Origin of the sequence: Pseudoramibacter faecis, assembly GCF_036289405.1 — a bacterium.
Taxonomy (GTDB): Bacteria; Bacillota; Clostridia; order Eubacteriales; family Eubacteriaceae; genus Pseudoramibacter; species Pseudoramibacter faecis.
Map to the genome: position 1 here is coordinate 1 of NZ_JAYFFI010000009.1, position 26361 is coordinate 26361.

The window sequence follows — 26361 nt, forward strand, 5'->3', positions numbered from 1 at the left end:
CTTCAAATTTCAGGTGCTGTCCTCTTTCGCGACAGGGTGTAACAATGGGAGAATCATAGTGATCCATGGGTTTCTCCTTTCGGTGTTTTTTGTGCAGCAGCTTAATTCTGCCAAAAGGGATCTCTATGGATCTTCTTTTTATTCAGTTGTTCAAGTTGATCTTACAATCTACCTTTTTTATTTAAGAGAAGGAAAAAAACAGATGTTTTTTAACCATTATTGCGTATAATCTATTATATAAATATCAAGGAGGAACCAAATTGTTGCCTGAAAATAAAACAAATGCTCCCAAAATACCATCCAAACGTCAAAATGCAATTTTAACGGATCTGGCTGATTATTTAATCTCCGCTAAGGGTTATTCATTAAATACAATTCGTTCTTATCAAAATGATCTCATTCAATTTTTTAGATTTTTACGGCGGCGATTCGGCCAGGTCAATCACGACAGCCCCTTTGAAGCCATTGATATCTCCCCCATCGACTTTTCCCTACTCTCAGCGGTACAACTGGCAGATATTTATGCCTTTTTAGGCTATACTTCGGCTAAGCGAGGCAACGGCAACACAACGCGAAAAAGAAAAACGGCTGCCATTCGTGCGTTATATCATTATTTAATCGTCGTTTTACAATTGGATATGAGCGATCCAACTCAAAATTTGGAGGTCCCTAAAATTAAACAGCGGGATCCTATTTACCTAACACTGGATGAAGCCATGAGTCTGCTTAATGCCATTGACGGTCGGAATAAAGAAAGGGATTTAGCTATCGTTACTCTCTTTTTAAACTGCGGGATGCGTTTATCAGAATTGACCAACCTTCGGCTGAAAGATATTCAGGATGAAACGCTGCACATTGTCGGCAAGGGCAATAAAGAACGAGATGTGATTTTAAACGATGCCTGTGTCAATGCACTGGAAGCTTACTATCCCATTCGCAAACAACAGATTGAAAGAATAGAAGCTCAAAGTGACAAGGTCGTTAAAGTAGATGATCATCTTTTTTTGAGCAGTCGCGGGAGAGGGATCTCCAATCGCACGGTGGAAAGAATGGTCCATAAATATCTTTTAAAGACTGGATTAGACGCCAACAAAATTACCGTTCACAAATTGCGGCACACGGCCGCCACGCTCATGTATAAATATGGGCAGGTAGATATTCGAACATTGCAAAAAGTATTGGGACACGAAAATGTCTCAACGACCGAAATATATACACATATTGAAGATGATGATGTGCGTGCCGCCCTGTATAAAAATCCCTTAGCTGAGTTTTCGCCAAAATAAATTTTCTTAATTTTTTGGCAAACGATAAAAAACAAACGCTTGAATCATTTTTTGATCCAAACGTTTATTTTTATAATGGTCATTATTTCTTATTCAAATCTGATGACTCTTTATTCGACAGTGACACTTTTAGCGAGATTTTTGGGCTTATCAACGTCACATCCCCGAGCGACAGCCAAATAATAAGCTAAAATCTGCAGATAAATCACAGCTGTTATCGGTGTCAGTTCCTCACATTCGTCGGGGATGAAGAAAGCCTCATCGACCTCCGAGTTGATTTCTTGATGTTTATCTTGGGCAATGGCAATAACGTGGGCGCCTCTTGCCTTTACTTCTTTGATGTTGGACAACATTTTTTCGAATACGTTATCTTGCGTACAAACGGCGATCACAACCGAACCATTTTCAATCAGTGCGATCGGTCCATGTTTCAATTCACCGGCCGAATAGGCTTCTGAATGAATGTACGAGACTTCTTTCATTTTAAGACTGCCTTCGAGACAGGTATCATAATCCAAGCCTCTGCCGATGAAATAAGCATCTTCCATTTTAAAATGTTCAAGTGCCAGATTTTTTAAAGCTGATTGGGCCTTTAAAATGGACGTCGCTAAACCCGGCACGTTTAGCAGATCTTTCGCCAGTTTTGCAAAATAAGCGTCGTCCAATTGCTGCGTTAATCTTCCGAGGTGCATAGCAAAAAGCAGTATGCACGCCACTTGCGTAACATAAGCCTTCGTTGAAGCCACCGCAATTTCCGGTCCGGCATTGGTATAGAGCACATCGTCAGCCTCTCTGGCAACGGAACTGCCGATCACGTTCGTAATGGCAACGATTCTCGCCTTTGCAGCTTTGGCCAATCGAATGGCTGCCATGGTATCGGCAGTTTCGCCTGATTGAGAAATCACAATTAAAAGCGTTTTATCGGTAATAATCGGATTTTTATAACGGTATTCTGAGCCGGTTTCCGTTTCAACCGGAATTCGGGCGAACTTTTCAATGTAATGTTTCCCAACCATAGCAGCGTGATAGGCTGTGCCACAAGCAACAATTTGGACATGATCGATTTCTTTTAGCATGGATTCCGTCAGATGGATATCGTCCAAAATAATTCGATCCGTAAAGCAACGCCCGGTCAGCGTATCTTTTAAAGCCTTGGGCTGTTCGTTGATTTCTTTGGCCATAAAATGATCGTAGCCACCCTTTTCAGCGTCGCCGGGATCCCAGGTTACTTCAAAAACCTGTTTACCGACCGATTCGCCATAACGATCCAAAACGGTAACGGAGTCGCAGGTTAAAACGGCAATTTCATCATTATCCAACAGATAAACATCGCGGGTTTGATCCAGAATGGCTGGAATATCGGAAGCGATAAAATTCTCGCCGCTTCCAAGGCCCACAATCAAAGGGCTGTCCTTGCGAACTGCAATTAATTTGTCAGGTTCATCTGCACATAAAACACCCAAAGAATAGGAACCCTTCAATTTTCTTTTGGCTTGAATCACCGCGTTAATGATATCGCCATCATAGAGCTCTCGCATCAAATGCACAACCACTTCCGTATCCGTATCCGATAAGAAGCGATGTCCTGCCTGGATTAATTTTTCTTTTAATTCGATATAATTTTCGATGATACCGTTATGGACAACGGCAATCTTCTGGTCCTGGCTCAAATGAGGGTGGGCATTAATATCCGACGGTTCCCCATGTGTCGCCCAACGCGTATGTCCGATACCGACAGTGCCTGCCAATGGTGTTTCATCAAGGATCCCCTGCAAATTGGCTAAACGCCCCTTTTTCTTTTTAAATGCAATTTGAGAATCGTTGATCACCGCGATGCCCGCCGAGTCATAACCCCGGTACTCCAATTTTGCCAACCCGCTCATTAAAATGTTTTGCGCCGGCTGATGGCCGATATAGCCAACAATTCCACACATAATAACACCTCGCTATATGATTATTTCGATTTCTTTGTGAAAGGGATCACTCCCCCCCCTTTTTCAAATCGATATTCCAGGCCATCCGCCGAAATTTCGATACTCCCTGACCTCGTCAACTCATTCAATGCGGATCCGGCATGAGTTCTGGCGCTCAAATTGAGAAGATAAATACGATAGTGGATCCAAATATTTATCGCATCATCTCAATAATGGCTGTATTATAACACAAACAGAAAAAACCACAAATAAAGCGGATAAAACAGCATTGGGATTTTTTTCATCTTCAATTTATGATAAAATATTTTTTAAAAGTAAATTAATTGACAGGAGTCATGAATGGAAAATAACAACGAAAAGAAAAGCAACTTTATCATTAACTATATCGATGAAGATCTTAAAAATGGTGTTTACGCTGATCACCGCGTTCATACTCGCTTTCCGCCTGAACCCAATGGTTATCTGCACATCGGTCATGCCAAATCTTCACTGTTAAATTATAAAATCGCTCAGCAATACGGCGGTACCTTCAACCTGCGTTTTGATGATACCAATCCGGAAAAAGAAGACATGGAATATGTCGAATCCATCAAAGAAGATTTAACCTGGCTCGGAATTGAATGGGGGAATAATCTTTTTTTTGCATCTTCTTATTTTAAAAAAATGCTTGAATTGGCTAAGGAATTAATCCGCAAAGGTTTGGCTTATGTTGACGATCAGGATTCGAAAACAATCCGTCAAACCCGAGGCACATTAACAGAAGCCGGTCAGTCCAGCCCTTTTCGAGATAGAGCGCCGGGAACCAATATGGCTTTATTTGATGCGATGATCCGCGGAGACGTTGAAGAGGGCGCCCAGGTGCTTCGGGCCAAAATTGATATGGCCAGTTCCAACATGAACATGCGAGATCCGATTATTTACCGAGTGCGTCACATGGTGCATCCTAATTCCGGCGAAGAATGGCATGTCTATCCCATGTATGATTTTGCTCATCCGGTAGAGGATGCCATTGAAGGGATTACCCATTCCCTTTGTACTCTTGAGTTTGAAGACCATCGCCCAATTTACAACTGGTTTATTGAACATCTGGACGAATTTCAAAAGGAACCGCCGCGTCAGATCGAATTCGCGAAACTCAACCTAAGTAAAACCATTATGGGTAAACGTTACATAAAAAAATTGGTTGATGAAGGTATTATTGACGGGTGGGATGATCCGCGAATAGCAACCATCTCCGGTTTGCGGCGCCGTGGCTACACGCCGGAAGCCATTCAGGATTTTTGTGATGAAATCGGTGTTGCCAAGGCGAATTCCACCGTGGACATGGCCATGCTGGAGCATTTTATCCGCAGCGATTTAAAATTAAAAGCGCCGCGCTACAACTGTGTGCTCCATCCTCTGAAAGTAATCATTACCAATTGGCCCGAAGACAAAGTTGAATGGCTGAACATTGAAACCAATCAGGATGTTGAAGCTATGGGAATGCATCAAATGCCTTTTACCCGTGAATTGTATGTTGAACAATCCGATTTTATGAAGGAACCCGTCAAAAAGTATTTCAGGCTTTTCCCCGGGAATGAAGTTCGGCTGCGCGGTGCTTACTTTGTTAAATGTAACGATTTTATCGAAGATGAGAACGGCAATGTGATTGAATTAAAATGTACCTATGATCCGGAAACAAAATGTGGAACCGGTTTTACCGGGCGAAAAGTCAAGGGAACCATTCATTGGGTTTCAGCGACGCGGTGTCAGCCGGTGGAAGTGCATATGCTCAAATCATTGCTCAAGGATGATAGCAAATACACCTTGGATAACCTGATGGAAAAAATTGATCCGCAATCCCTTGAAGTTATTACAGCAATGGCGGAACCTGAGGTGATCACAGCTGAACCCTACGATAAAATGCAATTTGTGCGCAGCGGTTATTTTTCGGCTGATCCAAAATATTCAAAGCCCGGCAAACCCGTGTTTAATCAGATTGTTCCCTTAAAAAGCAGTTGGCGCCCCCCGAAAAAGTAATCGACCTTTATTTTTGGATTAAGAAGAGGAAAAGAGAGGCACTCATCATGATATGGTCAACAATAGAAACATTGGACCGAACCGAGATTCGGCTTATTCAATTGGAAAAACTCAAGAAAACTATTCGTTACGCATATAACCGCGTTCCGTTTTACCAACAAAAGTTTCATGAGACAAATATTACACCGGATGATATTCAAACATTAGACGATTTGAAAAAAATTCCTTTTACGACTAAAGATGATTTCAGAAATCACTATCCTTTCGGTCTATTCGCCGTCCCCAAAGAAAAAATCATTCGTTATCATGCTTCTTCCGGAACAACGGGCAATCCCACCGTTGTCGGTTACACCCAAAACGATATGGATGTCTGGAAAGAGTGCATTGCCCGCATTGCGACCATGGCCGGTGTGACTTATCATGATACGGCTCAGATTGCATTTGGCTATGGTCTCTTTACAGGTGCTCTCGGATTGCATCAGGGACTTGAGACCATCGGTGCCAGCGTGATTCCCATGTCCAGCGGCAACTCTAAAAAACAAATCAAAATCATGAAGGACTGGGGCACGACGGCGCTAATTGCCACCCCATCCTACGCCCTGCACCTTTCTGAAGTTGCACAGTCCATGGGGATTGATCCGCGGAGAGATTTAAAAGTACGCTATGGAGTACTTGGCAGTGAACCATCAACCGAAGCCATGCGCGCCAAATTAAATCAAAATTGGAATATGCAGGCCACGGAAAATTACGGGATGTCCGAATTGGGCGGCCCCGGCGTGGCAGGTGAATGCCTGCATTATCACGGGATGCACATCAACGAAGACTATTTTATTTGTGAAATCATCGATCCCGCAACCGGCGAAGTTTTGCCTGAAGGCGAACAAGGCGAGCTTGTGGTGACGTCGTTGTTCCGCGAAGCCACACCGGTTTTGCGGTACCGAACAAAAGATATCACAAGTTTAGATGCCTCCCTTTGCACTTGCGGCAGAACTACTATGCGGATGTCGAAAATCGCCGGCCGAACCGATGATATGCTTATTATCAGCGGCGTCAATGTCTTCCCGTCTCAAATCGAAGAAGTTTTGTTATCCATTGATGGTATTGGCAGCAATTATTTAATTACTGTCAGTAAAAAAGGCTATCTTGATCGCATGGACATTAATGTTGAAGTCACAGATGCGTCCTTGTTGGATTCGGCTTCCCGGCTGGATCAATTACTGGGCACCGTCGAGAGACAACTTCACACGGTTTTAGGCATTCACCCGGTGATTCATCTGGTGGAACCTTTGAGCATGGAAGCTTCCAAAGGCAAAGCGGTTCGTGTGATCGACAAGCGAAACGAAAAATAAAAAGGTGGTATGAGATGTTAGCAAAAGAAAAACAGCTTTCGGTGTTTATCGAAAATAAAGTTGGCCATTTAGCGGCCGCAACGGACATTTTGGCTCAAAATGATATCAGTATTCGCGCTCTTTTTGTTTATGATTCTACGGAATATGCGATTTTACGCTTAATCGTCGATGATCCCTATAAAGCTATGGCACTCTTCCAGGAAGCCGGCAAAGTGGTTCGCATGATTGACATTATGGTCGTTGAACCCATTGATGAACCGGGCATAATGAACCGCATTTTCCACTTGCTTTCGAACAATAACATCAATGTGGACTATGCTTATCCCTACGCCGTTAAAGATGCGCCCTATATGCTGATTATGGCCACATCGGATCAGGAAAAGGCGTTTGATTTGATCCGAGAAAGCGGCTTTGCCGTCGTATAAACCATTCTATCCATTGAATGAAAATTGAAAAAATGAACCATACGCCGGCATCAAAGCGACATGTGATCTCAAGAGATGAACGAATCCCGCATATCAAATAAAAAAGATACAGTTTCAACTGTATCTTTTTTGTTGCGTTATTCAATGGATCAATAATTGGGAGAGGCATATCCGAAGATATAGCTACTCTTATAATTAATGGTACGCTGTTTAACCTGATCGCTATAGTTGCCTTCAACGGTAGTAATAGTGCCCTTATTGCAGGAAGCAACCAAGCCAACGTGATCAGTCACCGAATCGCCGTTCCAATCATAGTAGACAATATCACCGGATTTTGGTGTATAGCCCTTCCAATGCCATTGTTTCTTGTTCTGATACCAACTGACGCCCGACGGGCAATAGGCATGATAATAGAAAGTGGCACTTGAAAGACCTGCCTGATTACCGCACCAAGAGACAAACATAGCGCACCAGGCCGCATTGCTGAAAGCATATTTTGACTTCATATAGTTGCCGTACCAAGCGCCGTATTTAGTCCATCCGTTGCTGCTTTCCTTGGTGCCGATCTGGCTCTTCGCAATAGCAATCACCTTCTGACGGCCTGTCCGTCTGGTCGAATAACTGCCGGCACTCGCTTTGTTAATGATAAATTGCTGCGCCCTCGAATTATTCTTCGCGTAAAGCTGGATATTCGTATTATCAGCCGATCCATTCCCATTAACATCCATCACCCGAGTCGACGATGATGCCGGCATTAAACAATAAGTATATCCGGTCGCCGCATTGTATTGCGTGCGAATATAAAACCGCTGTGTCTTCGAATTATTTTTCGCATAAACGCGGATATTGGCGCCGTTAGCGTCCGTGCCGTTGGCTAAATCAAGTGCCTTCCCGTCCGCCAAGGAGGTAATAAGATAGGAACCGTCGCTGTTGCGAGTGAACCGCCATCCCTGATCTTTGTAGGATTTGTTGGTTTGAATTACCGCGTTGCCGGAGCTTTCAGTGATCACTTTGCCGCTAGACAGATGCTTGACCGTTGCCACAAATGAATTGCCCAAATTCACATTCGCCGCTGAAGCGTTGTTGGCTTTTACAATGGTCAGCTTTTGTGCCTCGCTGTCGTTGCTGCCGTAAAGACGGATATTGGTGCCGCCTGATGTTCTATTATTTGCAATATCCAAAACCCGCGTTGCGGAGGATTTCGGCATCAGATAATAAGTGCCGTCTGCGCGCCGATAAATACACCATTTTTGCGCGTTGGAACTATTCTTTGTATAAGTTTGAATATTGGTGCCGTTAGCATCTTTACCGTTGGCCAGATCCAAACATTTGCTGTTGGCCGCATTGGTAATGCGATAAGAACCATCACTGTTGCGCACAAAATGCCATAATTGATCAAGGGCATTGTTGCCGCCGTAAAGCGCCGCGTTGCCGGACGATTCCGCTGCAACGTAATAGCTGCCACTGTTCTTTTTAATCTGACCCCAGAAATCTGTTCCCAGGTTGACCAAAGTCGGTGTAGTTGCTGCTTTCGTTGCAGACGCGTCAGCCGGTGTTGAAGCATTCGCACTGCCGTTGGCGTTAGCCGCATTGGCTGAAGTCGATGTGTTGGACGTATTATTGGTCGCTGCCGGTTTTGCTGTCGATGTATTTTCTGAGGGTGCCGCCTTCTCGGCTTCGGCTGGTGCTGTGTCTTTAACCGTCGACGCCGTCTTCAGTCTGCTTAGTTCTGAAGCGGACAAGATCTTAATTTTAAACGACTGACCAGTTGCGTTTTGGTCGGCTTTGATTTGAACAGTGCCATCACTCGCGGCGCTCAGCACATTGCAGGTGGAACTTGCCGGCATCAGTGAGAAGGTATTGTTCTTTTCCAGGTAGATTTTCCAGCGTTGACCGCTGGTATTATTGGCTGTGGCCGCCTGAACAGACGCATTGTTTTGATCTGAAGCCACAGTTAACAGCTGACCGGTCGCTTTTGAGGTCAGCGCGTAGGTTCCTTTGACTTCATTGTAAACAAACTGCCACACTTGGTCAGCTGTATTGGCATCGGCCTTAAGCGAAACATTATTTTGCCCGACCGAGACGACCCTCATGCCGTCCATGGTTGTGATTTTAGCCGAAAATGCCACGTCATTATTCAGTTCTGCGGCGAAAATGACCGTTGGAACCATCATCAGTATCAAACTGAGCGTAAAGATGGCGGTGATCACTGCAATGGCGATTCGGTTGGTGATTGCTCGTTTTTGCATGGGATTTGTTTCCCTTCCTTTCTTTTCGTTTATCGACCTATGACCATGAATTACCGATAAGAATTACCGCCGCAATTCCAAACACCGTAGGAGCTGCCGGCACGAAAACTTTGATAATTGTGGTTACGGATACCCTTGGTCATACAATCAGTGACGGCTTGCTTAACGTGCGGCGGATAATGGCCATTTAAATAACGTTTGTAAGGACCATCCAGGTAACCGGCGAATTGTCCTGGTGCCGTTAAAACCGAAACGGCGTCCTTGCCGCCCCATTTGCCGGAATCCACGCGATTCATAACGCAGGAAATGACGGCCAATGCACCTTCATAGCTGACATTGCATTCTGATGCAACAACTGCGCAGATAAAATCCATCTGATCGGTAACTTCTGTTTTATTTCCCGTCGACGCATATTGCTGAAGTTTCTTTTGAACTTCCTTAAGCTTTTTGTTGAGATCATCCTGGGTCGCCTTGGCTTCCCTTCGCTCTGCTTTAAGTGAGGCTTCCAGGGTTTCAATCTTTCGGACCTTCTCTTGATCGGCGCGAACCACATTGGTGATTTGATCGGCATTGGTAAAAAAATTCGAAACGTTTTTGGAAGAGAAAAGATACTGTAAATATCCATCCATTCCATACATATACATCGAGCGAACACGATTGCCCATAGAACTTTGGGCAATCGCCAATTCTTTGGAATTATTTGCCAGTTCGTGATTGATCTTGCTGAGTTTTTCTGCTTGTGCATCTGCTTGCTTTTGAATTTGTGTAATCTGGTTTGAAAGGGTTGACGCATCGTCTGCGGCGAAAACCGGCGGCATCGAGCTTATGGCCATGGTGGCTGCGATGCTCAGACAGACTAAACGTCTTTGGATTGAATGATGCATGGCTTAAAGCCCACCTCCTTTAATTTAGAAATAATAGTTAGCTCCGATTTTTTTAGAGCCCTTGACCGAACCGGCTCTAAACGATGTGTAGTTGTGATTGCGCAGGCCGTAGGTCATACAGTCCGATACGGCCGATTTAACATAAGACGGCGCTTTGCCGCCATCATATTTTTTGTAATTGCCATAAATATAGGCAGAAAATTGTCCCTTTGCCGTAATCACAGCAACTGGTGTGGTGCCTCCCCATCTGCCAGAATCAGCGCGATTCATGATGCAGGATGCGACGGCCAGGGCACCAGTATAAGAAGTATTATCTTCTGCAGCAACCACCGCACAAATTAAATTATAATCGGCGGTATTCAGACCGGCGGTTTTATGCCCCGACGTAGCGCCGCTTTTAAGTGCCGCTGTACCATTGGCACTAAACTTGCTGCCGTTTGCCGATATTGTTTTTACAGCGGCCTTTTGAACCGGTGCCTTTGCAGCAATGGCGTTTGCAGTTGTTGTTGCGCTCTTCGGCGATGTTGTTGCTGAAGAAGTCGAAGGGGTCGTTTTGGTGGATGCACCGGTTGAATTAGCATTGGCAGCAGCATTATTGGTTGATGTGCTATTGGATACTGAAGCCGCCGAACTATTGGGTCCGTTATTGGACGTCTGAGATGAATTGTTAACGGTGTTCGCCTTATTCTTTTCGGTGGTTGTCGCTGCATTGTTGGTGGAAGCCTGCGTTGTGTTTTCTGTTTTAACCGTATCGTTTGAAGCTGACGTTTGCGTTCCCACGGCGATGATTTGAGGTTTTGCATCCGTAACGGAGACCACCGTACTTTCCGTGGCGATAACCTGACCACCTTTGATTGTCGTTTTGGTTTGGATGGTCTTAGTGCCATTGACACCCGCTTGCTGTTCTTTTTGTTGCCCGACTTGCATATTGGCAACATAAACCTTAATGGTCTCGAAAGGAATCGTCTGCTTTGTTACGGTTGTTTCAATTTTAGCAGTATCTTCTTTTCCCGAAGTTGCCGTTGTTTTATCGCCGGTTGACGCAGGCACAGTGCTTGTCTTTCCTTTAGAATTATTATTCGTGGATGAAGGTAATGTGGCCGTTCCGGTGGTTTTCACCGCTTCCGATGCAGCTTTATAATCCCGAGGATTAACCCGAACCTTCATGTCCGTTGCCGCTTTAGCAATATCTTTGGATTTCTCTTTTTCTGAAACTAAAACACCATTGTGGCGGGTTACAACCGTTTTTACGTTCTGAATGCCGGTATTCCCCGATTGCAACACTTTAACCGTTCCTTGAGGAACCGCATCACTGCTGACAATCTTCGTTTGATATGGCAACGTTACCTCGGATTTCATCGTCGATTTGGTTACGCGAACCACCTGAACCTTCTTGACAGTGGTGTTCATCGCCGAAGATTTTGATGGCGTTACAATATCGTTTTGTCCTACCGTGATATTTTTTTCTGCAAGCATACCGCCGACGGTTTTTTTTGCCGTGCTGTAATGCTGTGTTTGGTCACCGACGATCAACGTCCCCTTTGCTTTTTTGGTAATGGTAACCTTCGCGATATCGGAAACCCGCTTATTTAAATTGACGGAATAGGCATAGATATCCTTATCGATGGTATAACCATTGTCCTTTAATAAGGTTTGAATTGTCTCCGTGCCTTTTGCGGTAACAGCTTCTGTGGCTGTGTCATCAGATTGACCAACATTTTCGTCATATACAACGGTAATTTTTTTGTTGTGATTGCGCCGTGAATTAATCACAAACCCTGTAACAGCCAAGGCAGCACCTACGATCAAAACAAGAAAAATTGCTCTTTTAATACGTGTTGACATGTTAAACCCTTTCATAAAAACTGATTTTTTGTGATTGAGAATGAAAATTATCGGAAATTGTAAAAAATCATCACAAATATTGTTATCTTTATGCTATCAAGCCATTCCTTTATGGTCAATGATACACAAACATTCAATGAGCTATATGATTTTGAGCAATTATTTATTTTAAACATCTAGCCAAAATTACTTCTTTTTGCACTGAATTATGCGTTATTTTTATTTTAATATTGCGAAAATCATTTTTAAATCAAAAGGAACATGCGTTACAAAAAATGATGATTTTATTCCTTAAAAACATCCTGCATCAAAAATGTATCAAATCCGTCACAAGATTCATAAAGGTGTGTTGTTTTCACGATTGAGTTTCTTCTACGATGATATGGCAGTGCTCATTTTGATGAAACACATGCGTGTGGCTTCTTGTCAGCAGGGTGTGTGTCACTATAAAAGATTGAAATTGACTATTCATTGCCTGCCTCATAGTCATAGTTCGTTTCCTCAATGTAGTGTTGGCAATCAAAAAAAGCCTCGAGACAATCTCTTGCCTCAAGGCTTTTTGGTATTATTTTTCAGTTATAGTGAAGCGGATGATTGATTATTTTGCTTGCTTGATTGCTGCCTGAGCCGCCGCCAATCTTGCAATCGGCACTCTAAAAGGCGAGCAGGAAACATAATCCAAGCCGATGCTGTTGCAGAACTCAACGGATATCGGATCGCCGCCGTGTTCACCGCAGATTCCGCAGTGAAGCTCCGGACGAGCCTTTCGCCCGTCGATGACAGCCATTTCCATCAGACGGCCAACTCCGGTTTGATCCAATCGGGAAAAGGGATCATTTTCGTAAATTTTGGCATCGTAATAGGAATCAAGGAACTTACCGGCGTCGTCTCGAGAGAAACCAAAGGTCATCTGCGTTAAGTCATTAGTTCCAAAGCAAAAGAATTCGGCTTCATCGGCCACAGCATCTGCGGTTAAGCAGGCGCGTGGAATTTCCATCATTGTCCCAACTTTGTATGCCATTTTGGAACCAGCCGTTTCTAATTCGGCATCAGCCGTTTTAACGACGATATCTTTGACAAATTTCATTTCCTTGACGTCGCCGATCAACGGAATCATGATTTCCGGAACGATGGTCCATCCTGGATGCGCAGTCTGAACCTTTAACGCAGCCCGAATAATCGCCTTCGTCTGCATCACACCGATTTCCGGATATGTCACGGTCAAGCGGCAGCCCCTGTGCCCCATCATCGGATTAAATTCGTGTAAGCTCGCAATGATCGCTTTAATTTGAGCAACAGATTTGCCCTTAGCATCCGCCAATTTTTTAATATCTTCTTCGTCTGTCGGAACAAACTCATGCAGCGGCGGATCAAGGAAGCGAATCGTTACCGGGCGGCCTTCCAGCGTTTCAAAGAGCTGCTCAAAGTCGTTCTGTTGGAGCGGCAAAATTTTTTCGAGCGCTTCTTCCCGTTCTTCAACGGTATCCGAGCAAATCATTTCACGGAACGCATCAATGCGGTCGCCCGAGAAAAACATATGTTCTGTCCGGCAAAGACCAATCCCTTCAGCCCCTAATTCAACGGCCTGCTTGGCATCTTCTGGTGTGTCTGCATTGGTTCTGACTTCCATTGTCCGGAATTCATCAGCCCAGCTCATGATCGTGGCAAAGTCTTCGTCCTCAATGGAACCAGCTTGAACTTCAAGCGCACCGTCATAAATATTCCCGGTGGAACCGTCGAAGGAAATGACATCGCCTTCGTGATAGGTGTGACCGCCGAGAGTAAAGGCTCTGTTCTCTTCATCCATGATCAAATCCGTACAGCCGGCAACGCAGCAGGAACCCATCCCGCGGGCAACGACAGCGGCGTGGGAGGTCATACCGCCGCGGGCGGTCAAAATCCCCTGTGCGGCTTTCATGCCTTCGATATCTTCCGGCGAGGTTTCCAGACGGACCAAGACGACTTTTTCGCCGTTTTCGCCTGCTTCCTTCGCATCTTCTGCCGTGAAGACCACTTTGCCGGAAGCAGCACCCGGTGCAGCCGGAAGCCCTTTGCCAATTTGTTCAGCTTTTTTGAGATCGTTTTTGTCAAAGGAACCGTGGAGCAAGGTGTCCAAATTTCTTGGATCGACTGCCAAAATCGCCTGTTTCTTGTCAATTTGACCTTCCTGGACCAGATCGTTGGCAATCTTTAATGCGGCTTTTGCGGTCCGTTTCCCGTTGCGGGTTTGCAGCATATAGAGCTTACCTTCCTCAATGGTAAATTCCATGTCCTGCATATCGTGATAGTGGTTTTCCAGCTTGCGTGCAATAGCAATCAGTTCTTCATAAATTTCAGGCAGATTTTCTTTGATGGATTCGATCTTCAGTGGGGTGCGAACACCAGCGACGACGTCCTCGCCTTGAGCGTTCATCAAAACTTCCGCATAGAAGCTGTTTTCACCGGTCGCCGGATCCCGGGTAAAGGCAACTCCCGAGCCGGAAGTATCACCCATATTCCCGAAGGCCATCATTTGAACGTTAACGGCGGTCCCCCATGAATACGGAATATCGTTGTCACGACGGTAAACATTCGCACGCGGGTTGTCCCAAGAGCGGAAAACGGCCTGAACCGCTTCGATCAGCTGTTCCTTTGGATCGTCCGGGAAATCTTTTCCGATCTGATTTTTATATTGGGCTTTGAATTGCGATGCCAATTCTTTCAAATCTTCCGCATTCAAATCGACATCTTCAGTCACACCCTTGGCTACTTTCATTTTGCCGATCAGCTGTTCAAAATATTTTTTGCCGACTTCCATGACGACGTCTGAGAACATCTGAATAAAACGGCGATAGCAGTCCCATGCCCATCTCGGATTACCCGATTTAGCAGCCATGGTATTTACAACGTCTTCGTTCAGGCCTAAGTTTAAAATCGTATCCATCATACCAGGCATCGAAGCTCTTGCACCGGAACGAACAGAAACCAACAACGGATTTTCTTTATCACCGAATTTTTTCCCGGTGATGTCTTCCATCTTGCTGATATATTCGGCAATTTGGCCTTTGATTTCGTCGTTGATTTTGCGACCGTCTTCGTAGTATTGCGTACATGCTTCGGTCGTAATGGTGAACCCCTGAGGCACCGGCAGACCTAAATTGGTCATTTCGGCCAGATTAGCCCCTTTTCCCCCGAGAAGCTCACGCATATTTGCGTTACCTTCTGTAAACAGGTAAACCCACTTGTTCATAAAAAACCTCCTCAACACTTTTTTGCACATAAAGTTTTATCTGAACATCCCTTCAAGGATAATTCATTCAATGTCTAATCATCGTTTCCGAGATTAACGACATAACGCGTGATATTGGTCCGAGAAATTTTTCCGATTAGTTCTAACCGTTCGACAGCATTTTGATCCTGTGCCTTGCGAATAATCGGCAATGATTCAACCTCGTATTTAATAGTCTTCTTCGCCGCATCGTAAACTGATTCAGTTTCTTCCAAATAAATAATATTGGGCATGCGTGTCATGATAATGGATATTGGCAGCGTTTCAATATTTTCTTTGCCAATCATTGACTTCATAAAATCTTTTCGACTGACAATTCCCATCAGATAATCCTGATCTGTTACATAAATCGTACCGGCATTTTGCGTAAACATGGTGATAATCCCGTCGTAAATGGTGGTATCCATTGGAACTGTTGTGGGTTCTGTCTGAATATCCATAACCGAAATGGTCTTAATATACGAACCGATCATGTGCAAAATGGATTTTCCAGTGTAGGAATAGCCAACCTTACGTTTAGCTTCTAAGACGCCGATCATCGTTAACAACGTTAAATCCGGGCGGATTGTTGCACGGTTAATATCAATTTTTTCAGCAATATCTTCACTTTTAATCGGCTCGTACTTTTTGACAATCTCGATAATTTTTTTTTGTCTTTCCGTCAACTCCATCTTGTCACCACCCATAACATTTATCATATTAAGTATAACACTTTTATGAATTAAGCAAAGCATTATCAAGTGCAAAATCTCGTTTTGGAACTAACAAAAAAATATCTGAATGTAATTACGTCAGAATATGCATTGAAATTTTCAAATGCTTTTTTCAATATTTTCAATGGGTTGAACGGTCCATCTCCCCTCCTTTAAAATCATCATTTCTTTTATTTGCAATTGCGATAAAATATCTGGTAAGAATGTTTTAAACCCGTAATCAACCATCGGCAAGTCATGGCTATCGCCGCTGATTGTGATTGGAATCTTTAAGCGGTGTGCTTCTTTTAAAATATCGACAGAGGGATATAAACACGACGGTCCATAGCGATAAATGCCGCCCGTGTTGATCTCCAAAATAGAGCCTGACTGGGCAATAGCTCCCAAGGCACTGTGCCAGCAGTCGCGATACCAGGCTGCCTGTTCTTCAAAGAAAATCTGAAGGGAATTATTTTTCTTGATCAAATCAAAATGAGCGATGATATCCGGTTTTAAGTCGGTAGCCATCTGGGCAATTCCCTGATAATAATCACCAACCATCTGAGCCACATTGTCATTATATAATGCCGTTAGGCCCGCCTGCATACTTTCAGGAGTATCATCAAAATAAGCTATTTCCCCGTCTGGCAGAGCCCCCATACAATGGATGCTGCCAATCCAGTAGTCCAGTGCCGGTAATGTTTTTTGAACTCGTTCCGAAATTCCTTGTGTATCCATATAATAGTCAATTTCCAGTCCGGTATAAATTTTGATTTGATTTTTAAACCGTACTTTGAGCGATTCAATGGTTTGAAGATAGTTGGGCAAATCATCGTCTGCCATGGTCCAATCGTTTGAATACTTTAAAGGTGCATGACTTGAGAATCCGATGCTGGTCAATCCGGCCTGAATAGCAGCCTTAGTCATCGCCGCGGCAGATTGTTTGCCGTCACAAAAGTCCGTATGGATATGGTAGTTACTCTGGATCATCGATTTCCTTTCTAAAAAAGAGCACCTCTCCGTTGAAAGATGCTCTTAAATTGGTTCATTACAATATTTTATTCAGAAAGCTCTTGGTGCGTTCTTCCTTGGGATGAGCGATCACTTCTTCCGGCGTTCCTTCTTCGCAAATGACGCCATCATCCATGAAAATCACGCGATCAGCCACTTCGCGAGCAAAGCCGATTTCATGCGTGACAATGATCATGGTCATCCCCGCTTGAGCCAATGCTTTCATGGTTTCCAGCACATCGCCGACCAACTCCGGATCCAAAGCTGATGTCGGTTCATCAAAAAGCATGATCTTCGGATCCATGGCCAAAGCCCGGGCAATCGCAACGCGCTGTTGTTGCCCGCCGGACAAACGAATCGGAAATTCATTCGCACGGTCTTTCAGGCCAACCATGTCCAAAAGTTCTAATCCTCGTGCCTGAATTTGTTGCTTGTTCACCTTTTTAACGGTAATCGGAGCAACGGTCACATTATCAATCACCGATAAATGTGGAAACAAATTAAAGTTCTGGAACACCATCCCCAAATCGCAACGAAGTTTTTGCAGTTGACTGCCGTCGATATGGGTGATGGTCTTATCTTTTTTCCGCTTGTCCATCAGCTCTTCTTCAATATAGATTTCTCCATCGGTAATGCGTTCCAATTGGTTGAGGCAACGGAGCATCGTGCTCTTTCCGGAACCGGATGGCCCGATAATGCAGACAACTTCTCCCCGCTTCACAAAAAAATCGACACCCTTTAAAACTTCCAAATCGCCAAAATACTTCGTCAGTCCTTTAACGCGCACCATGATTTCTTCGTTGTTCGTTTGTGTTATTTGATTGGTCGCCATATGCTTACCTTCTTTCGTACGCGCCAAAGCGAGTTTCTAACTTATCAAAAATAACTTGGAGAATAGTCGTTAAAAATAAATAAATCGCGGCAGCGTAAAGATAATAAATCCAGTTTCCCGTCGAACTGGCCATGGTCTTGACCGTTCGCAGGACATCAAAAAGAGCAATGGTTGAAACCAATGAAGTGTCTTTCAGCAGCATGATCAATTCGTTGCCTAACGGCGCCACTAAACGTTTGAACGTCTGCGGGATAATAATCTTTCGCATGGCCTGATGATAGCTCATCCCCAACGCTTTGGCGGCTTCCATTTGACCTTCCGGAATGGACTCAATTGCGGCCCGAATGATTTCGGCCATATATGCGGTTGAATTCAGTGAGAAGGTTACAAAAGCGCAGAACATCGGATCAATCACAAAGGTCGATCCTGTCGCATTGAGATAAATGATCGGAACGGCAAAATAAACAATGAATAATTGCAAAAGCAATGGGGTTCCGCGAAAAAACCATACATAAAACCAAGTTACCGCATTAGCAACTTTATTGTGGGATATTCGCCCGAGTGCCACAACAATGCCCAAGATCGCACCAAAGACAACAGCAACAATTGCTACCTCAATGGTTAAGACGGTCCCGCTAAAAATAGCCCACATTTGGGTAGAGGTTAACAAATAAAACGCCTCGCTTCCTTGATAAAGTATTTTTAAACAAATTTACAAATAATTATACATGATACAGAAGACGGCTGCAATCAAAAATATTTATTCATATCGCAAACCCATGCCTTCTTACGTTAAAATAATGTGCGCAAAAATACCTGAATGATGTGAAAACTTCCGACAATATTTCCCAAAGCGCAGCCTAAATTGGTCAGAATAACAACCAGCAGCACCCGCGTGATCTGATTATGCCAAATACCCTTCAAATGATTCAAATCATGCGAAAGATTTTCAAAATCGGTCACCCTCGGTTTGCGCCAATGGGCTTCGCTGATACCGGCAAACCAGCCGGTTGCCAAAACAGGACTCAATGCCGAAATCGGCGCCATTGCAATCGATACGAGAATGGTCAGCGGATGTGCCAAAGATATCAGGGCTCCAACGCCTGCGCCGCTCATGGTTAAAAGAAGCCAATTACGTGTTTGTGTCCATCCAGCGCGCGGACTGATTGACAGCGTTAAAATCACCATGAACACCAACAAGGCGGATACGCTCCAACCGATGACTTTTCCAGTTTTTGATTTTGGTGGTGCTGTTTCCAGCGGTTCCAAGTTATGTGTCTCTTTCCAATTTTTTAGAATCCCAGGAATATGAGCGGCCCCCACAACAGCAACGATATGCTGCCCCGGCGCGCGTTTGATTTTTTCGCAAAGATAAGTGTCCCTTTCGTCGACGAGATATCGCTTAATTCCATGATAATGCTCTGACAATGCCATCAGCGAAGCATTGAGCATATCTTCTTGTTTTAATTCCTCAATATCTTCCTCGGATAAAGTTTCATTATCAAAAAGACTCAAAGCAATCGAGACCATTAATTTACATTTTTCCCAGAGAGAAGATCCCCGCCAAATGCGATTAAAGGTGATTTGAATATCTCGATCTGCCAAAACAATATCCGCGCCGACATCTTTGGCGGAATCAATGGCCTTCAGCATCTCTCCTCCGGTCTGAACCCCAAGTTGTTCGGCGATCTTTTGCTGATAATGGGATAGGAGAATGTTTATGAACATAAAACCGGCACGTCCGTCCTTGATCACTTGGACAAAAGCCGTATCGGACCAGGCCTGTTTTTGAGTGATCGTTTGAAAGCGTCCCTGATCCAGCTCGATACAGACCGTGTCTGGCATCTGCTCATCAATCACCTGCTGAACCAATTTCGCACTTTCTGACGAAACGTGGGCGGTCCCAATCAAAATATATTCTTTGTTTTCGTCCGTTATTTGGATGATTCCATTCTCCAGGTATTCAATATTTTTTTTCATAATTAGTGAAACTCCGACAAAAAAAGCATGTTTGAATTTAAACATGCTTTTCAAATATCAAGGCATATTTTTATTTTATGCTTTGCGAACATCTTTCAGAGATTCGCGAATTTTCAAATCGTAAGGAACGTACAGCGTTTTGGTTTCTGTTTCTTCTTTTTCGCACATTTTAATGAGCATGCGCGTAGCCACAGCCCCAATGTCATACATCGGCTGGGAAATCGTCGTGATTTTAGGGCTGACCCACTCGGCGACCCAGAAGTTATTAAACCCACAAACAGAAATATCATCCGGTACTTTTTTCCCGCTTTGCTCCACTTCGCGAATCGCGCCCAGGGCCATCTGATCGTTATAACAGAATACATTGGTAAAGGGCACGTCTCCTTCCAGGGCATTGTGCATCATATGTGCACCGCTAAGAACACTGCTGTTGCCGTAAAGCACCAATGCCGAATCAAAATCCAGCCCCTTTTCGGCATATGCGCGCTTAAAGCCCTCCATGCGTTTGAGGGTGATATAACCGTTTTCGCTGTTATCGTTAAAAATAGCGTTGTGTGTATGTCCCGCTTCAATTGCTTTGATTGCTAAATCATAAGCCGCTGCTTCATTGTCGACCAGAACCCCCGATAATTTCGCGGAATCGTCCGGCACGCAGCCCAGAACGACTTCGCAAGATGCATCAATAAGTTCCTGACGCATTTCTTCTGTCAAGTCCTTGCCGACATAAATGACACCGTCGCATTGCTTTTCCACCAATACATCCAAAGACTTCTTTTCCTTTTCGGGATCGAAGTCGGTATTGCTCAAAATAATATTGTAGTTGTAAATGCCGCAAACATCTTCGGCTCCGCGGACCATTTCGGTGTAAAAAGGATCCGTGATATTGGGGATCATAATTCCAAGTGTGTTGGTCTTTTGAATTTTAAGGCTCCGTGCAATGGCATTCGGTTTATAGCCGGTCTTTTTAATCGCGGCCAGAACACGTTCCCGCGTTTCTTCATTGACCAACGGAATATTATTGACAACACGCGATACCGTTGCAACAGAAACATTGGCTTCTCTGGCAACATCAACAATTTTAACTTTCATTTTATAGCCTCCTTAAGGGATTAGCCGTCGATTTCCACTAAAGCTTTTTTAATCAGGGCCGGTGCTTTGCGACATTTTTCTTCATTGACTGCACAAGGGGCAAAGCGCAACCCCTTTGCCAAAGCTACCAGGAAGAAATCCTCTTTCATCAAATAGTCACGCACTGCTTCTGGATTCTTGCTGGGAACCGACAAGAAGAACCCATCACGATAGGTACAGGTTTTCAGGCCGACTTCTTTTGCGGCATCCGTGAAGGCCTTGGCACGCATTTGAAGAATGTCACGCCATTTTGCCTGTTCCGTTTCAAATCGGTTCAGTAAGATCGGATCCGAAACAATATTAGCCAAGGTCGTCTGTGCGACGTGGGTGCCGTTGGACCAAGTCCCGCGGTTGGAATAGGCTCCCGCTGCGGCAAACTCGTTGGCAATTTCTTCCGTCGGTGCCACACAAAGCAGCGCTCCATTGCGCAGGCCGTACATGGTGTACGCTTTCGAAGCTGAATAAGCATACAATGGCAACACATTTTCCGGCATGCCGGTCAACAATTCCATAAATGCCCGGGCATCTTCACCTTGGCCGGCAAAATCAATATAAGCAATATCGCAAAGCACAATAATGCGCCATTCGGGATGAGCCTTGGCCTGTTCGGTATAAAAAGCGATTAGTTCTTTCCATTCATCAACGGAGATACTGTAACCCGTTGGATTGTGGGCCGGTGTGTTCAGGATGGATAAAACGCGATGCTGGCTTTTGAAAAGCTTCAAGAATACTTCTTTATAGGATTCCATATTGAAATTGCCTTCATCGTTAAACAGCTGAAATGTTGTGATCTTGCGATGGTTTTCATCGGCAATGGTGCCATAAGGCGCCCAGTGCCAATCCTGAACCAAAATGGTGTCGCCAACCTCTGAATAATTGGCGACTGCATTGCGAATCGCACCCGTTCCGCCCGGTGTGGCCACCGCTTTGATATAGCCTTCCGGCTTATGATGTTTGAAACAAGCATAAACCACATTTTCCAAAAATTCCGGCGTCCCCGCAATCCCAGCATAGGCTGCAATCCCAGCGTCTGGAATATCTCTGAAAACAGAATAGACAGAATCAAAAGTCACAAGCTTGCCATCGTCATCCATAAATGCGCCCAGGGTTGAATTAATGACTTTATCTCGGCCAATTTCCGCAATGCGTTTATTGGCTTCAGAAGCCACCTGGAAAATCGGATCCGTTCCCTGAGCCCTTACAGATGTTTCAATCACCATTCTATTCACAATCTTGTCCTCCATTTATGTAGTTTCTATATTTTTTTATACCCTTCTGGTATATATTGTTTCCTTTTGCATCAATTGCCACGATAACTGGAAAATCTTTTACCTTTAATTTCCGGATGGCCTCTGTTCCCAGATCGTCGTAAGCGATAATTTCAACCGCTTGAATATGGTCGGCACATAAACTGCCTGTCCCGCCTACACAAGAAAAGTAAACAGCCTTTTTTTGTTTTATCGCGTCAATAACCGCCTCTGTCCGATTGCCCTTGCCAATCATCCCTTTTAATCCACGAGCCAAAAGCTGAGGGGTATAAGCATCCATTCGGTGACTGGTTGTGGGACCGGCCGGCCCGATGATTTCGCCTGGTGCCGCTGGACATGGTCCCATATAAAAAATAATCTGATCGCGTATATCAATGGGTAGTGACTTCCCACAATTCAAGTTTTCAATCATGCGCTTGTGCGCTGCGTCTCTTGCTGTATAAATAATACCGTCAATAAATACCTGTTCGCCGGCTGTTAATGAGGCAATATCTTCCGATGACAAGGGTGTTTGTAAGTGTTTCATCAAAGCACAACCTTTCCATGTCGATCGACATAGCAACAAAGATTAACAGCAACCGGCAGGCCGGCAATATGTGTCGGATAATCTAAAATGTGGACCCCCAACACTGTGTTAAGGCCGCCCATTCCCATGGGGCCGATTCCCGATGTATTGCCCTGCGTTAAAATTTCATTTTCTAATATGGCAAGATGCTTTTGGGGATGCTTTTGATTTAAAGGAATCGTCAATGCTTCTTTTGACAAAAGCGCTGCCTTTTCAAAAGTTCCGCCTAATCCCACACCGACAATAATCGGCGCACACGCATTGGGAGCCCCTTTATTAATGGTTTCCAACACGAATTTTTTCACACCTTCAATACCGTCTGATGGTTTCAGCATTTTGAGTGCACTGGTATTTTCACTGCCAAATCCCTTGGCCATCACTGTTATTTCCAGTGTTTCACCCTCAACAATCTGATAATGGATAATCGCCGGCGTATTATCATTGGTATTCACCCGCAATAATGGATCCGCCACCACCGATTTGCGAAGAAATCCCTCCGCATAGCCCTTGCGAACCCCCGCCTGAATGGCGTTTTCTAAACAGCCGCCTTCAATGTGAACATCCTGTCCGAGTTTGACAAAAACGATCGTCATCCCCGTATCCTGGCAGATGGGACGATGGCGTTCTTGCGCCAAATCGATATTTTGATGTATGAGTGCTAAAATGCCTTGTCCCGTTTCAGAAATTTCTGATGCTTCCGCTGCTTGGAGCGCTTCAAGAACATCCGGATTAAGTTTGGCATTGATATCAATGCATAATTTTGCAATCTCTTTCTCGATGACATCTGTTTGAATTATTTTCATGGTGCCTCTTAACAACGCATTTTTAAAAATCACTTTCAAAATAACAGCATTATTATAACATAATTTAAAAGGCTTTCATCGATTTATTTGAAGCTTTTTCACTTTTTTCAAGTTTTTCAAGTTTTTCATTTCGATCTTTAAATTAATCCGGTTATATCAAATTGAAAAACTGATTTTGTCTTAATGCCTCATATAAAACAATATTCACCGAATTGGCCAAATTTAATGAACGTGCGTGAGGATGATTTTTCATAGGGATACGAAAACGTTTATTCGGATATCGCGCATGAATCGCCTCCGGCAGCCCCGCTGTTTCTCTCCCAAACATGATGTAGTCATTATTTTTAAAAGCAATATCTGCATAATTTTGATTGCCATGCGTTGTTAACAAATACGGCTCTGGGTTATTATTTGCTTCCAAAAATGTTTCAAAATCGAGATAAACTGTTACATCAACCATATCCCAGTAATCCAGCCCCGCTCGCTTAACCGCCTTGTCGCCAATTGAAAATCCCAGCGGCTCGATCAAATGAAGCTTTGTCTCGGTCAATGCGCAAGTTCGGGCAATATTGCCGGTATTTTGCGGAATTTCCGGTTCGAATAATACAATATTGAACATGTGTTTAAATCCTTTCTCTTTTCACTTGTTTATATTATAAAAGAATTATGTGCAATAAAAAAGATGGATTTGTAAAATTTACAATTCCATCTTATCATTAATTTTAAATTATAGGGTGAGCCTTGGCAATACGATTGAAAAGGTACTGCCTTCATTCAATTTAGAATCAATTTTGATATGGCCGCCATGTTGATTAACAACCATATCAGCAATATTTAATCCCAAACCGAAGCCTCCAGATTCGCGATTACGCGCATCATCCACGCGGAAAAATCGGCTGAAAATTTTCTTTTTATTTTCTTCCGAAAGCCCTACCCCCGTATCGCTAATGGCGATCATGACATTTCGAACACCTTCACGCAGTTTGATGGTTACCTTTCCTTCTCCAGGCGTATATTTAATGGCATTGTCCACCAAAATGCGAATGGCACGTTTCAGTTGTTCTTCGTCACCTTTAAATTCAACATTTTGCTGAATATCGCCTTGCAGATCAATTTGATTTTCTGCGGCAAAATCATACATCAAATCTACGACTTCTGCGCACAAAGCACTTAAATCAAATGGTTTTTTTTCCATAACGATTCGTTTGTTATCTGCCTGTGCGATCGTCAAAAGGCTGGATACCAGTTTCGACATGGTTTCACTTTCGCTGGCGATATTATCAAGCCAGTGCAGATTTTCGGACAATACCTCGTCTTCCTTTAGGCGTAAAACCTCAACATTGGTTTGAATGACCGTTAATGGCGTTCGCAGCTCATGAGAAGCATCCGCAATAAATTTTTTTTGGTTTTCAAAACTCTCCTTGACCGGCTGGAGCGATTTTCCCGCTAAGAAATAACTGATCGGAATCAAGACCAAAATGCCGCCGCATCCGATAAAAAGCAACAAAATTAAAATGGTTCGTGTGGCACTCAACTCCGAAGTAATCTGCTGATAGACCTGTAAGGTTTTAACTTTTCCTCTTTCCCTAAAGCGAATCGAATATACCCGGTAAGAAACATCATCGGTATAAAAGGTTTTAAAAGCATCGTTGAATTTTGTATTCTTCACATAAGAATAACCCTGCATGATCAAGGAGCTATTCATAATTTTCATGCGATCAATGCTGTCATGATTGTCCCACACGATATATTCATAACCGATTTGATTATGAAAATCCTGAGTTTTGCCATCGTTAGGATAGACTTCCCCACTGCGAATATTATTAGCAACTTCCCGCAAATAATGTTCGCTGTTATTGGTAATGTTCCATCGCAGCATAAAAACCAAAAGCAAAATAAATATCAACAAAAAAACAATAAGGATCAGAACGTTAAAAAGCGTGATTTGCTTTTTAATCTCCTTGAACATTATCTTTTACCCATTGTGTATCCAACACCACGGATAGTATCAATTTTAACATTGGTATCAGCCAATTTTTTTCTCAGATTATGGACATAAATTTCGATATTATTTTCATTAACCTCTTTATCGAATCCCCACACACGATCTAATATCTGTTCACGCGTAAAAACCTGATTGGGACGTTTGATCAACATTTCCAGAATCTTTGCTTCTTTAACAGAGAGTTTGTATTCTTCACTTTCCGTTTGAAGGGTATTCTTTTTAGTGTTAAAGCTGATGTTTTCGAAGTCAATACATTCGCCTTTGATTTCGTTGTCCGGACGGCGACTCAATGCCCGGATGCGGGCAAACAATTCTTTCGCGGAGAAAGGTTTGACCAGGTAATCATCAGCGCCGAGATCAAGCCCCTTGACCTTATCGTCGACGGTACCTTTCGCCGTTAACATTAACACCGGTGTCGTGATGTCTCTGTCGCGAATTTCCTTGAGAATTTCCAGACCGCTTTTGAGCGGCAACATGATATCCAAAACGATAACGTCGTAAATCGGATTTAATGCGAAAAGTAATCCTTCTTCACCGTCATTGGCAACATCGCAATCAATATTTTGAATTTTACACAATTCTTGCAGGGCATCTGTAATTTTTTTTTCATCTTCAATAAACAAAATTCGCATAAATTGTTTCCAGCCTCTCGTTTATTTTTGCAACAGTATATCCATTTTTTCTTAATTCTGCTTGAACAGAAAAGCCCTAACTTTCGGGCTTTTCCGATCCGAAATGATTTTTTCCTCCAGATCACACGTTTATTCTTTTACTTTTCTCCATCCTATTTTATCCGTAAAATGGGATCTTATTTTATT

The 26361-nt window shown here is 43.6% G+C and carries 21 protein-coding genes; 4 read left to right on the top strand and 17 right to left on the bottom strand.

Annotated elements, in window-relative coordinates; translation table 11 throughout:
- Positions 1–263 precede the first annotated feature (263 nt).
- Positions 264–1286, top strand: coding sequence for a tyrosine-type recombinase/integrase (locus tag V3C63_RS07220; protein WP_329887126.1), 1023 nt, complete (start codon positions 264–266; stop codon positions 1284–1286).
- A gap of 110 nt (positions 1287–1396) precedes the next feature.
- Here the strand turns inward: V3C63_RS07220 and glmS are convergent, their stop codons facing one another.
- Positions 1397–3220 carry a glutamine--fructose-6-phosphate transaminase (isomerizing) gene (glmS, locus tag V3C63_RS07225; protein ID WP_329887127.1) on the bottom strand — a complete coding sequence of 608 codons (1824 nt, stop codon included), beginning with the start codon at positions 3218–3220 and terminating at the stop codon, positions 1397–1399.
- 339 nt (positions 3221–3559) lie between these two features.
- On the opposite strand from glmS, the gene V3C63_RS07230 reads away from it, so the two are divergent.
- Genes V3C63_RS07230 through V3C63_RS07240 form a run of 3 tightly spaced genes read left to right on the top strand, consistent with a single transcriptional unit; the run spans position 3560 to position 7013 of the window.
- Positions 3560–5239 (top strand): glutamine--tRNA ligase/YqeY domain fusion protein, encoded by a 1680-nt coding sequence (locus V3C63_RS07230; RefSeq protein ID WP_329887128.1) that lies wholly within the window; start codon positions 3560–3562, stop codon positions 5237–5239.
- Positions 5240–5286: 47 nt separating this feature from the next.
- Complete coding sequence (locus V3C63_RS07235; protein WP_329887129.1) at positions 5287–6588, top strand: phenylacetate--CoA ligase family protein; 1302 nt, start codon at positions 5287–5289, stop codon at positions 6586–6588.
- A 14-nt stretch (positions 6589–6602) separates the two neighbouring features.
- Positions 6603–7013 (top strand): amino acid-binding protein, encoded by a 411-nt coding sequence (locus V3C63_RS07240; protein WP_329887130.1) that lies wholly within the window; start codon positions 6603–6605, stop codon positions 7011–7013.
- A 149-nt stretch (positions 7014–7162) separates the two neighbouring features.
- On the opposite strand, the gene V3C63_RS07245 is transcribed toward V3C63_RS07240, so the two are convergent.
- The 16 genes from V3C63_RS07245 to V3C63_RS07320 form a co-directional block, all read right to left on the bottom strand.
- Positions 7163–9262: an RICIN domain-containing protein gene (locus V3C63_RS07245; RefSeq protein ID WP_329887131.1), complete on the bottom strand. Its 2100-nt coding sequence runs from the start codon at positions 9260–9262 to the stop codon at positions 7163–7165.
- Between the two features lie 50 nt (positions 9263–9312).
- Positions 9313–10146, bottom strand: coding sequence for a cell wall hydrolase (locus tag V3C63_RS07250; RefSeq protein WP_329887132.1), 834 nt, complete (start codon positions 10144–10146; stop codon positions 9313–9315).
- A gap of 24 nt (positions 10147–10170) precedes the next feature.
- A complete protein-coding gene (locus V3C63_RS07255) occupies positions 10171–11991 on the bottom strand; it encodes a G5 domain-containing protein (protein ID WP_329887133.1) in 1821 nt (606 codons plus the stop codon).
- A gap of 598 nt (positions 11992–12589) precedes the next feature.
- The gene (gene ppdK / locus V3C63_RS07260; RefSeq protein WP_329887134.1) at positions 12590–15220 is read right to left on the bottom strand and encodes a pyruvate, phosphate dikinase; all 2631 of its coding nucleotides are present in this window, start codon (positions 15218–15220) and stop codon (positions 12590–12592) included.
- A 74-nt stretch (positions 15221–15294) separates the two neighbouring features.
- Positions 15295–15930: a helix-turn-helix transcriptional regulator gene (locus tag V3C63_RS07265; RefSeq protein WP_329887135.1), complete on the bottom strand. Its 636-nt coding sequence runs from the start codon at positions 15928–15930 to the stop codon at positions 15295–15297.
- A gap of 141 nt (positions 15931–16071) precedes the next feature.
- On the bottom strand, positions 16072–16941 hold the full coding sequence (locus tag V3C63_RS07270) for a histidinol-phosphatase (RefSeq protein ID WP_329887136.1): 870 nt from the start codon (positions 16939–16941) through the stop codon (positions 16072–16074).
- Positions 16942–16999: 58 nt separating this feature from the next.
- On the bottom strand, positions 17000–17752 hold the full coding sequence (locus V3C63_RS07275; protein ID WP_425355365.1) for an amino acid ABC transporter ATP-binding protein: 753 nt from the start codon (positions 17750–17752) through the stop codon (positions 17000–17002).
- A 46-nt stretch (positions 17753–17798) separates the two neighbouring features.
- Entirely contained in the window at positions 17799–18464 is a 666-nt protein-coding gene (locus V3C63_RS07280; protein WP_156788680.1) for an amino acid ABC transporter permease, read from the bottom strand.
- A gap of 122 nt (positions 18465–18586) precedes the next feature.
- Positions 18587–19819: a TraB/GumN family protein gene (locus V3C63_RS07285; RefSeq protein WP_329887138.1), complete on the bottom strand. Its 1233-nt coding sequence runs from the start codon at positions 19817–19819 to the stop codon at positions 18587–18589.
- 30 nt (positions 19820–19849) lie between these two features.
- Positions 19850–20863: a LacI family DNA-binding transcriptional regulator gene (locus V3C63_RS07290; protein ID WP_329887139.1), complete on the bottom strand. Its 1014-nt coding sequence runs from the start codon at positions 20861–20863 to the stop codon at positions 19850–19852.
- A 20-nt stretch (positions 20864–20883) separates the two neighbouring features.
- Positions 20884–22122 carry a pyridoxal phosphate-dependent aminotransferase gene (locus V3C63_RS07295; protein WP_329887186.1) on the bottom strand — a complete coding sequence of 413 codons (1239 nt, stop codon included), beginning with the start codon at positions 22120–22122 and terminating at the stop codon, positions 20884–20886.
- A gap of 1 nt (position 22123) precedes the next feature.
- The gene (locus tag V3C63_RS07300) at positions 22124–22696 is read right to left on the bottom strand and encodes a Fe-S-containing hydro-lyase (protein ID WP_329887140.1); all 573 of its coding nucleotides are present in this window, start codon (positions 22694–22696) and stop codon (positions 22124–22126) included.
- Positions 22696–23538: a fumarate hydratase gene (locus V3C63_RS07305; protein WP_329887187.1), complete on the bottom strand. Its 843-nt coding sequence runs from the start codon at positions 23536–23538 to the stop codon at positions 22696–22698. Before V3C63_RS07305 ends, V3C63_RS07300 begins: the two co-directional genes overlap by 1 nt.
- A 151-nt stretch (positions 23539–23689) precedes the next feature.
- Positions 23690–24157 carry a tRNA (uridine(34)/cytosine(34)/5-carboxymethylaminomethyluridine(34)-2'-O)-methyltransferase TrmL gene (gene trmL / locus V3C63_RS07310; protein ID WP_329887141.1) on the bottom strand — a complete coding sequence of 156 codons (468 nt, stop codon included), beginning with the start codon at positions 24155–24157 and terminating at the stop codon, positions 23690–23692.
- Between the two features lie 108 nt (positions 24158–24265).
- Complete coding sequence (locus V3C63_RS07315; protein ID WP_329887142.1) at positions 24266–25507, bottom strand: sensor histidine kinase; 1242 nt, start codon at positions 25505–25507, stop codon at positions 24266–24268.
- The gene (locus V3C63_RS07320) at positions 25507–26175 is read right to left on the bottom strand and encodes a response regulator transcription factor (RefSeq protein ID WP_273267547.1); all 669 of its coding nucleotides are present in this window, start codon (positions 26173–26175) and stop codon (positions 25507–25509) included. The genes V3C63_RS07315 and V3C63_RS07320 overlap by 1 nt, the downstream gene beginning before the upstream one ends.
- Between the last annotated feature and the right edge of the window lie 186 nt (positions 26176–26361).

Coding starts and splice junctions, on each gene's coding strand:
- glmS (WP_329887127.1), bottom strand. CDS start 3,220: ATGTGTGGAATTGTTGGCTATATCGGCCATCAGCCGGCGCAAAACATT.
- V3C63_RS07275 (WP_425355365.1), bottom strand. CDS start 17,752: ATGGTGCGCGTTAAAGGACTGACGAAGTATTTTGGCGATTTGGAAGTT.
- V3C63_RS07320 (WP_273267547.1), bottom strand. CDS start 26,175: ATGCGAATTTTGTTTATTGAAGATGAAAAAAAAATTACAGATGCCCTG.
- V3C63_RS07305 (WP_329887187.1), bottom strand. CDS start 23,538: ATGAAAATAATTCAAACAGATGTCATCGAGAAAGAGATTGCAAAATTA.
- V3C63_RS07245 (WP_329887131.1), bottom strand. CDS start 9,262: ATGCAAAAACGAGCAATCACCAACCGAATCGCCATTGCAGTGATCACC.
- V3C63_RS07240 (WP_329887130.1), top strand. CDS start 6,603: ATGTTAGCAAAAGAAAAACAGCTTTCGGTGTTTATCGAAAATAAAGTT.
- V3C63_RS07250 (WP_329887132.1), bottom strand. CDS start 10,146: ATGCATCATTCAATCCAAAGACGTTTAGTCTGTCTGAGCATCGCAGCC.
- V3C63_RS07230 (WP_329887128.1), top strand. CDS start 3,560: ATGGAAAATAACAACGAAAAGAAAAGCAACTTTATCATTAACTATATC.
- ppdK (WP_329887134.1), bottom strand. CDS start 15,220: ATGAACAAGTGGGTTTACCTGTTTACAGAAGGTAACGCAAATATGCGT.
- V3C63_RS07295 (WP_329887186.1), bottom strand. CDS start 22,122: ATGGTGATTGAAACATCTGTAAGGGCTCAGGGAACGGATCCGATTTTC.
- V3C63_RS07255 (WP_329887133.1), bottom strand. CDS start 11,991: ATGTCAACACGTATTAAAAGAGCAATTTTTCTTGTTTTGATCGTAGGT.
- V3C63_RS07315 (WP_329887142.1), bottom strand. CDS start 25,507: ATGTTCAAGGAGATTAAAAAGCAAATCACGCTTTTTAACGTTCTGATC.
- V3C63_RS07285 (WP_329887138.1), bottom strand. CDS start 19,819: ATGTTTAAATTCAAACATGCTTTTTTTGTCGGAGTTTCACTAATTATG.
- V3C63_RS07270 (WP_329887136.1), bottom strand. CDS start 16,941: ATGATCCAGAGTAACTACCATATCCATACGGACTTTTGTGACGGCAAA.
- trmL (WP_329887141.1), bottom strand. CDS start 24,157: ATGTTCAATATTGTATTATTCGAACCGGAAATTCCGCAAAATACCGGC.
- V3C63_RS07265 (WP_329887135.1), bottom strand. CDS start 15,930: ATGGAGTTGACGGAAAGACAAAAAAAAATTATCGAGATTGTCAAAAAG.
- V3C63_RS07300 (WP_329887140.1), bottom strand. CDS start 22,696: ATGAAACACTTACAAACACCCTTGTCATCGGAAGATATTGCCTCATTA.
- V3C63_RS07235 (WP_329887129.1), top strand. CDS start 5,287: ATGATATGGTCAACAATAGAAACATTGGACCGAACCGAGATTCGGCTT.
- V3C63_RS07290 (WP_329887139.1), bottom strand. CDS start 20,863: ATGAAAGTTAAAATTGTTGATGTTGCCAGAGAAGCCAATGTTTCTGTT.